Below are 14,340 nucleotides of genomic sequence, written 5' to 3'. Positions count from 1 at the left end.
GGCGCCAGCCGGCCGGCGGGCGCCTGCTCCCGGCCAGGGTGCTTCTTGCTTGTTTACGGGGCGGGCTGTGTGACAGCGTTCATTTGAAGCGTGACGGCGGTTTGTGCGAACAGCCGGCTGTTCGCCGATGCGCCCGTATTCACGGCAACCAGCGTTTTACCCAGCACCACACCCTCAAAATGCGCGGTCGTTCCAATGGCCACACTGTCAGCGACCTGCCAGAAGATGTTCTTGGCCAGTGCGCCGCCCGCCAGTGTCACCCGCTTGCCGTTGGCCTGCTTGAGCTTGCCCGCCACCTGGAAGATCCAGACGTCGTTGGGGCCGCCCGAGAGCGTGACATCCGTGGATATCAAGACATCGGTGCCCCATTTGTAGAGGCCAGGAGCGAGAGTGAGGCCACCGATCTCACCGGCGCCCAGTTCCGTGAAGTTGGGGGATGTGCGTCCCTTGGCGTCCAGGTACGCGGTCTGCATGTCCCCCACCGCCGCAGTCAGGCTGGTGGCGTCATTGACCGCGCACGGCAGCGGGCCGGCCGCGTCGACGACGTAAATCTTGCCCGTCACTTCTCCACACGTGAGCAGCATCGCCGCGCCGGTGATGGGGCTGGTTCCGACATCGCCCACGACGGCTGATTTATAGACGTCGGTGACCCCGGTTTTGCTCAGAATCGCGAACGTGCCGGCGGTTCCGAGGCTGACCGGCGCCTGGGCGGTCGACGCCAGGGACTTGGTCGCAAAGCCCCAGGCAATTGGAATGGCCATGGCCGTGCCACCGGCGCTCTGGGCCGCCGTGGTCACCGTGGCGATATAGCTGGTATGGGGGCTGAGCGCGGATGCTGTCGGCGTAAAAGTGGCCACCGTGTTGGCGGCGTTCATGGCGACGGTGCCCGCTACGTTGTTGCCGGTCGTGTCCTTGAGCGTGAAGGTCAGCAAGGATCCGGCCTGGGGCGAATTGATCGTTGCAGGATCCATCGGCTGGCTGAAGGTGGCGGTGACGGTCGTGCCCGTGACGATGTTGTTGCTGCTATTGGTGCTGGTAGCCACGTCTGTGGCGCCGTCGCTTGGGCTCGCAGAACTCACCGTGGGGTCGCTGGTGGCGCTGCCTGGCGTGCCGGTGACATTGGCGAGAACGGTAGAGAGTCCCAATTTGCTTGCGCTGGGAGAAAGAGCATCACCCTCTGCGCCACCGCCGCATCCGGCTAGCACCACGACCAGCACCGATGCCATGAACCATGGCCGCACGCCATATTTCTTTTCTGACCTGTTAATCATTTTGTTCCTAAGTTGATAAAAACTGTCAATGCGATTGGCCGAGCCACTGCCGGTTCGAAAAGCAAACGCCTTACCCCCCGCGCTCGCGCGCTGGGTGCATTACTTGGTTGAGTGTCGTTGTGCCTCGCGAGAGGGAGTGTGCGCCAGCGCATGCATATAACGCGCAACCGTTACATCGCTTACATTCGCGTTCCCGTCAACAGGGGTCACAGAGTCGCAGTTATGATCGCGCATGCCCATGCCGCTTTGGCGCTCTTTCGGAGACTGCATATGGATTTGCCGCGGGGCCCCACTCAAAACCACCTTCTCGCTGCCCTGCCGGCCGCTGAGTTGGAGCGCATTGCGCCCCAATTGGAGTTGGTTCCCATGTTGCTGGGCGATGTGCTTTGTGAATCCGGTGGCCAGTTGCAGCATGTCTATTTTCCAACCACGGCCATTGTGTCGCTCCAATATACGACGGAGGATGGCGCCTCGGCCGAGATCGCGGGGGTGGGCAATGAGGGCCTGCTCGGTGTTTCGCTGTTCCTGGGCGGCAACAGCACGCCCCACTGCGCCACGGTGCAGACGGGCGGTAGCGGTTACCGGCTGAAAGCGCACTTGCTGCTGGAAGAATTCGATCGTGCCGGACCGATGATGCGTTTGCTGCTGCGCTACACCCAGGCCTTGATGACGCAGATGTCCCAAACCGCAGTCTGCAATCGGCACCATTCGGTGGAGCAGCAATTGTGCCGCTGGCTGTTGGCAACGCTGGACCGTTTGCCCTCGACTGAGCTGACCATGACGCAGGAATTGATTGCCAGCATGATCGGCGTACGCCGCGAAGGCATCACCGCCGCCGCCGGGCACTTGCAGCAAGCGCAGTGCATTCGCTACCGCCGCGGCCACATCACGGTGCTTGACCGCCAGGGCTTGGAGTCGCGCGTGTGTGAGTGCTACGGCGTGGTTAAGAATGAATACGATCGTTTGCTGGGCGATGTTCGCCAGCGCTAAAGAATCCCCATTGGCCCGCTTCATGAAATTGCCGCCTTATGTTCGATAACGCACGGACCAGCGCAAGCTGGGTCGCTATGCTCATTCGCGCTGCAACAACCATCGACCATGTTAAAAATTGACCCTATCCCTGACCTGCCCAAAGCTGTCGCAGGCACGCCGGAGGGCCTGACCGAGTTCAGGCGACAGGAGGCCTTGCTCAAAACCGGGGCCTTGCAGAACGCGATTCTCAACAGCGCCAATTTTTCGAGTATTGCCACCGATGAACGGGGCGTTATTCAGATTTTCAATATTGGCGCCGAGCGCATGCTGGGCTATGCCGCCGCTGATGTCCTGAACAAGATCACGCCCGCCGATATCTCCGATCCGCAGGAATTGATCTTGCGTGCCACCGAACTGAGCGCTGAGCTTGAAACCGCCATTGCGCCGGGTTTCGAGGCCCTGGTGTTCAAAGCCTCGCGCGGTATTGAAGACATTTACGAGCTGACCTACATCCGCAAAGATGGCAGCCGTTTCCCGGCCATCGTGTCGGTCACCGCCTTGCGCAATGGGCGCGGCACCGTCATCGGTTACCTCCTGATCGGCACCGACAACACCGCGCGCAAGCAGGTTGAAGCAGAGCGTCAGCATCTGCTGAAGGAGCAGGAGTGGACCAATCAGCAACTGCATCAGGCCAACCTGACCTTGCGGGAAAGCGAGGAAAAATTCGCCGTGACGCTGCATTCCATTGGGGACGCCGTGATTGCCACCGACGCCGCTGCGCGCGTGACGCTGCTCAATCCCCTGGCCGAGCGGCTCACCGGGTGGACGCAAGCGCAGGCCAGCGGTCGCCCGGTGGACGAAATTTTCAAGATCATCAACAAGGAAACCCGGCTGAGCGCCAACGTTCCGGTTGCGGAAACCCTGGCGCACGGCACGGTTCAGGGCCTGGCCAATCACACGGTTGTGATTGCACGCGACGGCAGCGAGTGTGATATTGCCGACAGTTGCGCACCGATTCGCGACCGCGACGGACAAGTGATCGGTGCCGTGCTCGTGTTTCGCGACGTCACCGAGGAATATGCGGCGCAGCAGGCCCTGCGCGACAGCACGGCCCTGATCCAGACCATTCTCAATACCGTGGCCGATGGCATCATCACCATTTATGCCCGCGGCGGCATGATCAAGACCGTGAATCCGGCCGCTGAGCGCATGTTTGGCTATAGCGGGATCCAGCTGGTCGGACAGAACTTCAGCCTGCTGATTCCCGAACTGGACCAGGATCAGCGCAATGGCTCACTTGAGTACTACAGTGCCAGCGACGAGGCGCGTGCGGTCGGCTTGGGGCGCGAGGTGCTGGGCCGGCGCCAGGATGGCAGTGTTTTCCCGATGGAGATGGCCGTCAGCGAGATGTGGCTGGGCGGCGAGCGCTATTTCACCGGCATTTTGCGTGATACCACCGCGCGCAAACAGGCTGAAGAGGCGCTGCTTCAGGCGGGGGCTTTGCAGAGCGCGATTTTCAACAGCGCCAACTTTTCCAGCATCGCCACCGACGCCAAGGGCGTCGTTCAGATTTTTAACGTTGGTGCCGAGCGCATGCTGGGCTACACGGCGGCAGAGGTGATGAACAAGGTCACGCCGGCCGACATTTCCGATTCGAAAGAAGTCATTGCGCGGGCCAAGGAACTCAGTCTCGAACTAGGGACCCAGATTGAGCCGGGCTTCGAGGCGCTGGTGTTCAAGGCCTCGCGCGGCATCGAGGACATCTACGAGCTGACCTACATCCGCAAAGACGGCAGTCGCTTCCCGGCAGTGGTGTCGGTCACGGCGCTGCGCGACGCGCAGGGCGTCATCATTGGTTACCTGTTGATCGGCACGGACAACACCGCGCGCAAGCGCGTCGAAGCCGAGCGGGCGGTGCTCGATCAGGCGCTGCGGGACAAGAATGTCGAGCTCGAGAGCGCCCGGCAGGCCGCCGACAAGGCCAATCTCGCCAAATCAGAGTTTCTGTCGAGCATGAGCCACGAGTTGCGCTCTCCGCTCAATGCGATCCTGGGCTTTGCGCAACTGATGGAGTCGGGGGTGCCGCCGCCCACGGCCACGCAAAAGGCCAGCATCGACCAGATTCTTCATGGCGGCTGGTATCTGCTGGAGTTGATCAACGAGATTCTCGATCTGGCCTTGATCGAGTCCGGCAAGCTGTCGCTGTCGATGGAGCCGATCGCGCTGCCGGACGTGTTGCTTGATTGTCAAGCCATGATCGAACCGCAGGCGCAAAAGAGCGACATTCGCATCAGCTTTCCGCAGTTCAACGCCCCTTGCTTTGTGAATGCCGATCGGACGCGTGTCAAGCAGGTGATCGTGAACCTGATGTCCAACGCCATCAAATACAACCGCGTTGGTGGTGCGGTCGAAGTGACGTGCAAGAAGGTCGCCGCGCAACGCCTGCGGATCAGTGTGCGCGATTCCGGCGAAGGACTCTCGGCGGAGAAAGTGACCCAACTGTTTCAGCCGTTCAATCGGCTTGGGCAAGAGGTTGGCTCTGAAGAGGGTACCGGCATCGGCCTGGTGGTGAGCAAGCGGCTGGTCGAATTGATGGGGGGCGAAATTGGCGCGCAAAGTATCGTCGGGACCGGTAGCGTGTTCTGGTTTGAGTTGAATTTGGTGGCTGCACCGCAATTTGCCGCCGATTCCGATGCCCCGCTGGTGCCGGCGCAGCCGCCCACCGCGCCTGGCGCCGCGCTGCGCACGCTGCTGTACGTGGAAGACAACCGGGCCAACATGGAGTTGGTCAAGCAACTTATTGCGCGACGTCCGGATATGCGCCTGTTGAGTGCCACGGATGGCATGCAAGGGATTACGCTGGCGCGCATTCATCTGCCCAAAGTGATTCTGATGGACATCAATCTGCCGGGCATCAGCGGCCTTCAGGCGCTGAAAATCCTGCGTGAAGACCCTGCAACCCGGCACATTCCGGTGGTGGCCATCAGTGCCAATGCGATGCCTCGCGATATTGAGAAAGGCCTGCAGGCAGGGTTCCTGCGCTACCTGACCAAGCCGATCAAAGTCAACGAGTTCATGGAAGTGCTGGATATGGCGCTGGAAGCTGCGCAAACCGGCTTGGACCGCACGGCAATGGAAGAATCCATGTGATGCTTGACGCCGCCGACCTTCTTGCTGCCAACATTCTGATCGTGGACGATCGGGAGGTCAATGTGCGGCTGCTTGAGAAGATACTGCGTGAAGCCGGCTATCGGTGCCTGACGTCAACCACGGACCCGTATGCGGTGTGCGACCTGCATCGCGCCAACCGTTACGACCTGATATTGCTCGATCTGGAGATGCCTGGCATGGATGGCTTTCAGGTGATGGAGGGGCTGAAGGGGGACCAAGCCGATGCCGACGGCTACTTTCCGATACTGGTGATCACGGCCCATCCGGACCATAAGCTGCGGGCCTTGGCCTCCGGCGCAAAAGACTTCATCAGCAAACCATTTGACCTGATGGAAGTCAGGACGCGCATTCACAATATGCTGGAAGTGCGCTTGTTGTACAAAAGACTCGAACAGCAAAACCGTGCGCTGGAATCCCTGGCCCTGCATGACCCGTTGACCGGTCTGCCCAACAGACGACTCCTGATGGACAGAATAGCCTTGGGCATTGCCCATGCGCATAGGAACAGGGGCAATATGGCGGTCGTGTACCTGGACCTCGACGGATTCAAGGAGATCAATGACACGCTGGGCCACGATGGGGGCGATGCCCTGCTCAAGATGGTGGCCGCCCGTCTGGCGGGCGCCGTGCGTCAAGAGGACACGGTGGCGCGGGTGGGGGGCGATGAATTTGTGATCGCGTTGGCGGAACTGAGTCATGGTGACGATGTGGAAGAGCTGGTATCCAAAGTGCTGCAAGCCGTGTCACAGCCCTGCAGCATTCAAGGCCGCAGCGTGAACGTGACGGCCAGCGTGGGTGTCAGTGTTTACCCGGTGCATGGCGATAGCGTGGAGACGCTGTTGAAGAGCGCGGATCTGGCCTTGTATGAGGCCAAACACGCAGGAAAGAACGACTATCGCGTCTCAGGCCTCGCCGACCTGTGACGATGACGCCAAGTTGCCGTCACCTGTCCTGGCAGAACCTTAGTCTCAGTGCAAATTGATAAGAAAGTGAAATTTATGGTTAGTACTGCCGATATTCTCAATGCCCGTATCCTGATCGTGGACGACCAGGAGGCCAACGTGCAGTTGCTGGAGCAAATGCTGCGAGGCGCGGGTTATCAGCGCCTGACGTCGACCATGGATCCGTTTGCGGTCTGTGATTTGCATCGCGCCAACCACTACGACCTGATTCTGCTCGATCTGCAGATGCCCGGCATGGACGGTTTTCAGGTCATGGAAGGCCTGAAGGAAATCGACCCCGATGGCTATGTGCCGATTCTTGTGGTCACGGCGCAGCCGGGTCACAAGCTGCGGGCGCTGGCCTCGGGCGCGAAGGATTTTGTGGCCAAGCCGTTTGATCTGGTCGAAGTCAAGACGCGTATTCACAACATGCTGGAAGTGCGCTTGTTGTACAAAAAACTCCAGAATTACAACCAGGTGCTGGAGCAAACGGTGCTGGAGCGGACCGCAGAATTGACTGAAAGTGAAGCCCGCTTTCGCCGCCTGACGGAACTGGCATCGGACTGGTACTGGGAGCAGGACGCGCAGGGGCAATTCACCAAGGTGTATGGCCCGGTGCTGGACATGCTGGGCATATCGATGGAAAGCCTGCTGGGAGAAATCAAACAGGAGCAGGCCTTGCGCTGGAATGAGGCGGAGCGCGCGGTGCTCAAGGCGAATGTGGCGGCGCGCCGGCCGTTTCTCGATTTTGTCTTCAGCCGGATTGATGACGCGGGCGAGCGCCAGTACTTTCAGGTCAGCGGGGAGCCGATGTTTGATGCGTCGGGCCGCTTTACCGGCTATCGTGGTGTCGGCCGGGACGTCAGTGCGATCATGCGCGAGGTGGCGCAGCCGCGGGCGGCGTAAGCGGGCGGCTAGTTGCTGCCTCGGCCTGGTGTCGGCGCTGGCGTCAGCCACTGCACTATTTTTTGAGTCACCTCGGGGCTGCTCAACAAGCCCATGTGGCTGGTACGGTAGGCAATCCACTGCGACGTTTTGGCGAACACGAGGTTTCTTTGTGGCTCATCGTGCTGCCCCAGCGCACTGTGCAGGGGCACCAGGCCGTCGCCAATCAGGCGATCCGCCAGGGTGCTGCGCCTGGCGGCCGTGGTGGCGGCCACCGCGTAGCAGGCCACACCGGCCGGCAGCGGGAGCGGCTGACGGGCATCGGGTTTGCGTTGAAAGCGGTCGTGGCCCTGCCAGTCACGGTCGAGCACAAAGCCGTAGCGCAGATCGGTGATGCTAGCGCTGCGCAACTGACCCAGTTTGGCAAAGGGCGCGCTGTAGGGCGTACTGGCCAGGACCACATCCACCCAGTTGCCGGCCCGCTCAAGCGGCGCGCCATGGTGCGGCGTACCCAGAAACACGATGTTTTTCAGACGACCGGGCCAACGCAAACCATCCTGCCTGGCGTAGTAGAACGCACTGCGGATCAGCAAGCCGCCCATGCTGTGGGCCAGCACGGTGATTTCCTTGATCGGTGTCGGCCAATGCGTCAGCAGTTGCTCCAGTTGGTTTGACAATTCATGTCCGTTTTGCGAGGTGTGCAGACCGGTGTTGTAGCGCAGATAAACCGGGGTGTAGCCCAGCGTGGCGGCCAGCGCCCGGCCATGGTCCACCACCTGCCCGTTCTGTTGCGTGTGCCACTGCAAGTCGTTCATGCAGAGCCCGTGAATCAGCAGCAGGACCTTGCCCGTGGCGTGCGGCATGGGCGCCAGAGCCTGCCAGTTCAGCGCCTCGCCCTGGTAGCGCAGGGTCATGGGGGTGGCGAGCGGGTTGTGGCTTTCAAGCAGGTGATCCCCCATCACGCCATTGAGTGCCGCCAGCACCGCCGCGCGCTGGGGGCTACCGGCTGGGGCAGCTTGTGCTGCGTCCAGCGCAGGCTGCAACCGGGCCAGCAAAGTGTCCACGCCTTTGCCCAGCAACCGGGTCACACCGTGCACACTCTTGTAGACCAGGCCGGTGATGCCGCGGGTTTGTCCAGGCGCCTTGCCACCGGGGACGCCCAGGCTGCTCCAGACCGATTGGTGCACCCCTTCAGCGATGCGGGCGACGCCAGCCGTGGCCTGTGTCGCCAATTGCGCCACACCCCGCAGGTCCGAGCTGTGCAGGTGTTTAGGGGGTTTGGGGGACGGCGGCTTGGCCATGGTGCAACTTCCTACCTCCGACGATCAGTTGAGGACAGAGCACGCTCACTCCGTGTAGCTTTGGTCTGTCCCACAATGTGGACATCCGACATCCCGGTATCAGTTGAGGACAGAGCACGCTCACTCCGTGTAGCTTTGGTCTGTCCCACAATGTTTAGAATTTCTCATGCGGTGCCAGGTAGCGCCACTGGCCCAACGGCAGATTGCCCAGCATCACCTTGCCAATGCGCACGCGCTTCAGGCCAACCACTTTCAGACCAACCAGCTCGCACATGCGGCGAATCTGGCGTTTCTTGCCCTCAGTCAAGACAAAGCGCAGCTGCTCGGGGTTTTGCCAATCCACCTTGGCCGGTTGAAGCGCCTGTCCGTCCAGGCTCAGGCCGTGGCGCAGCAAGGCGAGTTTTTCGCGCGGAAAGACCGACTGCACATCGGTGCTGACGGGGTCGTCATCGTCAATGCGGCTGAGCTGTCCGGTGCTGGCGGACGCGCCTTGATCAGCGTTGTAAACCACCCGCACCAGGTATTCCTTTTCCATGACGGCGTCTTCGCCAATCAGCTGGCGCGCCACGCGGCCGTCTTGCGTGAGCACCAGCAGCCCGGTCGAGTCAATGTCAAGGCGCCCGGCGGGCACCAGGCTTTTGAGCTGGCTGGGGTGGAAGAAGAAACGGGCGTTGTCTTGCGCCCAGCGGTTCTGCGGCTGCACCAGGGTGATGGCGGGCAAGTGGCCGTCTTCAGCCTGGCCGCTGACGAGGCCGATCGGCTTGTGCACCAGCACCGTGACCTGCTTGGCTTGCTGGCCCTGGGCCTGCTTGTCGATCTCAATGCGCACATCGGGCTGCACCTGCATGCCCATGGTCGCCACCGCCCCGTTGACCTTGACCCAGCCCTTGGCAATCCAGTCATCGGCTTCGCGGCGCGATGCGAGGCCGAGCTCGGCCATGCGTTTGTTCAGGCGCAAGGTTCCGTTGGGGCCCACGGCGGCGGTGTTGGTCTGGCCTGCTGGAATGGGTGCGCGGGCCGTGGGAGGCGCCGCGCGGCGAAACAGGGGGGGGGATTTTGAGTCTGTCATTTGCTATAAATATAGTAGCTGTATGCGCTTATTTTACGCGGGCTAGAGGCTTGTCTCTTATAAAAATATCTGGGAGCGCAGTGCGACCAGACTGAGCACGCGCAGGCCGCCATATTCGACGCGAATCACGCCTTGCTCGGCCAGCGCGGTCAGGGCTCCATTCACGCGTTGGCGCGACAAGCCCACCAGGTAGGCCAGTTCCTGCTGCGTGATGCGCAGCACCTCGCCGACGCCGGGGTACAGCACCGGGTTGAACAGCGCGGCCAGACTGCGTGCCACCCGGATGTCGGGGTTGTTCATGCGGTCAATCTCGCGCGCGGCGATGAACTGGCCAAGCCGCTCGTTGAGCTGGTTCATGACAAAGCGGTTGAAGCCGATCGAGTGGTCCAGCAGCCAATGGAAGGTGTCCACGTGCAGCCCGGCCACCCGGCTTTTGCGCAGGGCCTGGATGTTGTAGCGGTAGCTTTCGCGTTTCAAAGCCGTGCCTTCGCCAAACCAGCCACCGGGCGGCACGCCGGTGAAGGTTATGGTCTGGCCCTCGGCGTTGTCGCTGCTCATCTTGAGCAATCCATCCACCACGCCAAACCAGTAGGTGACCGGGCGACCCGTGCGGCAAACGTACTCGCCAGCGACGGCATCGGTAATTTTCAGGTCGTCCACCGCCCGTTCGTACTCCGCAGGCGAGAGCCGGTCCAGCCATGGAATCGTGTCGAGTTCGGCTGCGGTCAGTGGCCGACGACGTTGGTGGAGAGAAACATCGGAGCTCATGGAGAAAACAAGCAAGGAAGAAAAAATGTGCCGCCAGTTGCTGAAAAGTGCAGGGAAAACACCTACCGAGAAATGTCTGAATTGTCGTTCAAGTGACAACTTGACGTCAAATGAATGTTTATATTCGCCCTATTCCAGCAAGCCGACGGCCGATGGCCAGGTCGGATTGCTCAGTGGGGGCAGAGCTGAAGATTTGTCCCACAAGGGGGCCGGTTGGTTGAGGACAGAGCGGAAGATCTGTCCCTCTGTCCCGCAAATTTATTGAACTTAAGACAAGGTATCGGGATGCAGACCACTTTTCCTCGACTTCTGTTGGACCACGCCGCCCAGCGTCCGGCCGAGACGGCCATGCGTGAAAAAGAGTATGGCATTTGGCAGTCCCTGACCTGGGCTGATATGGCCGTGCTGGTGGAGCAGCTTGCTTGTGGCCTGCATCAAGCGGGGCTGCGCCGCGACGAGCACATGATTGTGATTGGCGCCAACCGTCCGCGTTTGTACGCCACCATGCTGGCCGTGCAGTCCCTGGGGGCCGTTCCCATTCCGCTCTATCAGGACGCCGCCGCGCCCGAGTGTGTCTTCCCCATCAACAATGCTGACGTGCGATTTGCCTTTGCCGAAGACCAGGAACAGGTCGACAAACTGCTGGAAATCCGCGAACAGTGCCCGCAACTTTCAAATATCTACTTTGACGATCCGCGGGGCCTGCGTAACTACGACGAGCCGGGACTGATGGCGGTCGATGATTTGCTGGCCGCAGGCAAGGCGTTTGCCTCCCAGCACAAAGAATTCCTGCAATCCGAGGTGAGCCGGATCAAGCCCGATGATGTGGCGGCCATGTTTTTCACCTCCGGCACCACGGGTAACCCCAAAGGCGTGGTGCACACCCATGACACGCTGCTCAACCGTGCCCGTGCCGGTGCCGAATTCGACAAGCTGACCCACTTGGAGGAGGTGCTGGCCTATCTGCCGCCAGCCTGGATTGGGCAAAATATTTTCAGCTACGCGCAGTGGCTGGCCTGCGGCTATGTGGTCAATTGCCCGGAGTCGGCGGCCACCGTCACGATCGACCTCAAGGAGGTGGGTCCCACCTATTACTTTGCACCGCCGCGGGTGTTTGAGGGCTTGTTGACCAGCGTGATGATTCGCATGGAAGATGCCGGCACGCTGAAACGCAATATGTTTCAATTTTTCATGAGCGTGGCAAAAAGGGTCGGCCCGACGCTGATGGATGGCAAGTCGGTGCCGCTGAGCGACCGTGTGTTGTACACGCTGGGCAACTTCATGGTGTATGGGCCACTGCGCAATAACCTGGGCATGAGCCGGGTACGGGTGGCTTACACCGCGGGCGAGGCCATCGGTCCGGATTTGTTCAGTTTTTATCGCTCCATTGGCATCAATCTCAAACAGCTTTACGGCTCCACCGAGACGGCTGTGTTTGTCTGCCTGCAGCCCGATAACGAAGCGCGCGCCGACACCGTGGGTGTGCCCTGTGCCGGGGTCGAAATCAAGGTGGCCGACAACGGTGAAATTCTGGTCAAGTCGCCGGGCCTGCTCAAGGGCTATTTCAAGAATCCTGAAGCCACTGCCGAGGTGTTGACGCCGGACGGCTGGTACCACACCAGCGACGCCGGTTTTCTGGATGCCCATGGTCACCTCAAGATCATCGACCGCGTCAAAGACGTGGGCCGCATCAAGGGGGGTGCCAATGACGGCGCCATGTTCGCCCCCAAGTATGTGGAGAACAAGCTCAAGTTCTTCCCGCATATCAAGGAAGTGGTGGCCTACGGTGACGGCCGTGAAAAGGTCTGCGTCATGATCAACATCGATGTTGACGCGGTGGGCAACTGGGCCGAGCGGCGCAACCTGCCGTATGCCGGTTACACCGATCTGGCGCAAAAGCCCGAGGTCTACCAGCTCGTCAAGGAGTGTGTTGAAAAGGTGAATGCCGACCTGAGCGTGGACACGCTGCTGGCGGGCTCGCAGGTCAGCCGCTTCCTGGTGCTGCACAAGGAGCTCGATGCCGACGACGGCGAATTGACCCGCACCAACAAGGTTCGGCGCGGCTTTATTGCCGAAAAATACGATGTGCTGGTGGATGCCCTGTATGGCGGGAAAACATCGCAGTTCATCGAAACTCAAGTCAAGTTTGAGGACGGCCGCACCGGCAGCATCAGCGCCACTTTGAGAATTGACGACGCGAAGACATTTACACCCGTCAAGGCGGCAGCATGAGCAAAAAGATCGGTGATGTCGTTCTCGACGTCAAGAATATTTCTCTTGGTTTTGGCGGTGTCAAGGCGCTGGCTGATATTTCATTTGATGTGCGCGAGCACGAGGTGCGCGCCATCATCGGCCCCAATGGCGCGGGCAAGAGCTCCATGCTCAATTGCATCAATGGCGTGTACACGCCGCAGCAGGGTTCCATCAGTTTTCGCGGCAAAACCTTCAGCCACATGGACAGCCACGCGGTCGCCGTGATGGGTATAGCGCGCACCTTTCAGAACCTGGCCTTGTTCAAGGGCATGAGCGTGATTGACAACATCATGACCGGGCGCAACCTGCGGATCAAGAGCAATCTTTTTTTGCAGGCGCTGCGTATCGGTCCGGCGCAACGTGAAGAAGAACGGCACCGGGAATTTGTCGAACACATCATCGATTTTCTCGAAATCCAGGCGCATCGCAAAACGCCGGTCGGGCAGTTGCCCTATGGTCTGCAAAAACGCGTTGACCTGGGCCGGGCACTGGCGATGGAGCCGCAAGTGTTGCTGCTTGACGAGCCGATGGCTGGCATGAACGTGGAGGAAAAGCAGGACATGTGCCGCTTTGTGCTCGATGTCAATCAAGAATTTGGCACCACGGTGGTGTTGATTGAGCATGACATGGGGGTGGTGATGGATATCTCAGACCGCGTCGTTGTGTTGGACTATGGCAAGAAGATTGGCGACGGCACGCCCGATGAAGTGCGTAACAACGAAGAAGTGATCAGCGCCTATCTGGGCACGAGTCACTAAGGAAACAAAAATGGCATTTTTTCTTGAAACATTGCTCGGCGGCCTGATGGCCGGCATGTTGTATTCGCTGGTGGCGCTGGGTTTTGTGCTGATCTACAAGGCTTCAGGCGTCTTCAACTTTGCCCAGGGCGCCATGGTGCTGTTTGCAGCGCTGGCGATGGCGCGATTTTCTGAGTGGATTCCGGGCTGGACCGGTATCGAAAATCCGATTGTTGCCAACGTTGCAGCCTTCTTGCTCGCAGGCCTGGTGATGTTTGTCGTCGCCTGGCTGATTGAACGACTGGCGCTGCGCCACCTGGTCAATCAAGAGGGAACCACCTTGCTGATGGCTACTTTAGGCATTGGCTATTTCCTGGACGGCATCGGGCAGACGATTTTTGGCAGCAACATCTACAAGATTGACATTGGTATGCCCAAAGACCCGTTGCTGGCGTTTGAAAGCGTCTTTGAGGGTGGCATCCTGATCAACAAGGAAGACCTTTACGCCGCCCTGATTGCTGCCGTGCTGGTCGCCGTGCTGAGCTTGTTCTTCCAGAAAACAAGCACGGGGCGGGCACTGCGAGCAGTAGCCGACGATCATCAGGCGGCGCAAAGCATTGGCATCCCGCTCAACCGCATTTGGTTCATCGTCTGGTGCGTCGCGGGCGTGGTGGCGCTGGTGGCCGGCATGATTTGGGGCAGCAAGCTGGGGGTGCAGTTCTCCCTCACTACAGTCGCATTGCGGGCCCTGCCGGTCGTGATTTTGGGCGGCCTCACCTCGGTACCCGGTGCGATTATTGGCGGTCTGATCATCGGTGTCGGAGAAAAAATGTCTGAAGTATTTTTGGGGCCTTATGTCGGTGGCGGCATCGAAATCTGGTTTGCCTACGTGCTGGCCCTGGTGTTTCTGCTGTTCCGGCCGCAAGGGCTGTTTGGTGAAAAGATTATTGACCGCGTGTAACGGCACACAAG

General features: G+C 60.1%; 11 protein-coding genes. 7 read left to right on the top strand and 4 right to left on the bottom strand.

Annotated elements, in window-relative coordinates:
* Window positions 1–53: 53 nt before the first annotated feature.
* Complete coding sequence (locus tag WA157_RS01060) at window positions 54–1,271, bottom strand: ice-binding family protein (RefSeq protein ID WP_422619182.1); 1,218 nt, start codon at window positions 1,269–1,271, stop codon at window positions 54–56.
* A 270-nt stretch (window positions 1,272–1,541) separates the two neighbouring features.
* Between WA157_RS01060 and WA157_RS01055 the strand changes: the two genes are divergently transcribed.
* The 4 genes from WA157_RS01055 (at window position 1,542) to WA157_RS01040 (ending at window position 7,261) form a co-directional block, all read left to right on the top strand.
* The gene (locus WA157_RS01055) at window positions 1,542–2,261 is read left to right on the top strand and encodes a Crp/Fnr family transcriptional regulator (RefSeq protein ID WP_422619181.1); all 720 of its coding nucleotides are present in this window, start codon (window positions 1,542–1,544) and stop codon (window positions 2,259–2,261) included.
* Between the two features lie 108 nt (window positions 2,262–2,369).
* Complete coding sequence (locus tag WA157_RS01050; protein ID WP_422619180.1) at window positions 2,370–5,393, top strand: PAS domain S-box protein; 3,024 nt, start codon at window positions 2,370–2,372, stop codon at window positions 5,391–5,393.
* On the top strand, window positions 5,393–6,337 hold the full coding sequence (locus tag WA157_RS01045) for a diguanylate cyclase domain-containing protein (protein WP_422619179.1): 945 nt from the start codon (window positions 5,393–5,395) through the stop codon (window positions 6,335–6,337). The genes WA157_RS01050 and WA157_RS01045 overlap by 1 nt, the downstream gene beginning before the upstream one ends.
* A gap of 75 nt (window positions 6,338–6,412) precedes the next feature.
* Complete coding sequence (locus WA157_RS01040) at window positions 6,413–7,261, top strand: response regulator (RefSeq protein WP_422619178.1); 849 nt, start codon at window positions 6,413–6,415, stop codon at window positions 7,259–7,261.
* An 8-nt stretch (window positions 7,262–7,269) separates the two neighbouring features.
* On the opposite strand, the gene WA157_RS01035 is transcribed toward WA157_RS01040, so the two are convergent.
* The 3 genes from WA157_RS01035 to WA157_RS01025 all read right to left on the bottom strand — a co-directional run bounded on the left by WA157_RS01035 (window position 7,270) and on the right by WA157_RS01025 (window position 10,378).
* On the bottom strand, window positions 7,270–8,541 hold the full coding sequence (locus tag WA157_RS01035; RefSeq protein ID WP_422619177.1) for an esterase/lipase family protein: 1,272 nt from the start codon (window positions 8,539–8,541) through the stop codon (window positions 7,270–7,272).
* A gap of 154 nt (window positions 8,542–8,695) precedes the next feature.
* Window positions 8,696–9,610: a pseudouridine synthase gene (locus tag WA157_RS01030; protein ID WP_422619176.1), complete on the bottom strand. Its 915-nt coding sequence runs from the start codon at window positions 9,608–9,610 to the stop codon at window positions 8,696–8,698.
* A gap of 57 nt (window positions 9,611–9,667) precedes the next feature.
* Window positions 9,668–10,378, bottom strand: a complete 711-nt coding sequence (locus WA157_RS01025) for a Crp/Fnr family transcriptional regulator (RefSeq protein ID WP_422619175.1) — start codon at window positions 10,376–10,378, stop codon at window positions 9,668–9,670.
* 285 nt (window positions 10,379–10,663) lie between these two features.
* On the opposite strand from WA157_RS01025, the gene WA157_RS01020 reads away from it, so the two are divergent.
* The 3 genes from WA157_RS01020 to WA157_RS01010 are packed head-to-tail and all read left to right on the top strand — an operon-like array spanning window position 10,664 to window position 14,329.
* Window positions 10,664–12,610, top strand: a complete 1,947-nt coding sequence (locus WA157_RS01020) for an AMP-dependent synthetase/ligase (protein ID WP_422619174.1) — start codon at window positions 10,664–10,666, stop codon at window positions 12,608–12,610.
* On the top strand, window positions 12,607–13,389 hold the full coding sequence (locus tag WA157_RS01015; RefSeq protein ID WP_422619173.1) for an ABC transporter ATP-binding protein: 783 nt from the start codon (window positions 12,607–12,609) through the stop codon (window positions 13,387–13,389). The genes WA157_RS01020 and WA157_RS01015 overlap by 4 nt, the downstream gene beginning before the upstream one ends.
* A gap of 10 nt (window positions 13,390–13,399) precedes the next feature.
* Window positions 13,400–14,329: a branched-chain amino acid ABC transporter permease gene (locus tag WA157_RS01010; protein WP_422619172.1), complete on the top strand. Its 930-nt coding sequence runs from the start codon at window positions 13,400–13,402 to the stop codon at window positions 14,327–14,329.
* Window positions 14,330–14,340 lie beyond the last annotated feature (11 nt).

This window comes from Rhodoferax ferrireducens (genome assembly GCF_049302455.1).
GTDB lineage: Bacteria > Pseudomonadota > Gammaproteobacteria > Burkholderiales > Burkholderiaceae_C > Rhodoferax > Rhodoferax ferrireducens_B.
The sequence above is the reverse complement of the archived record's forward strand: the minus strand, read 5'-3'. Positions and strand labels throughout refer to the sequence as shown.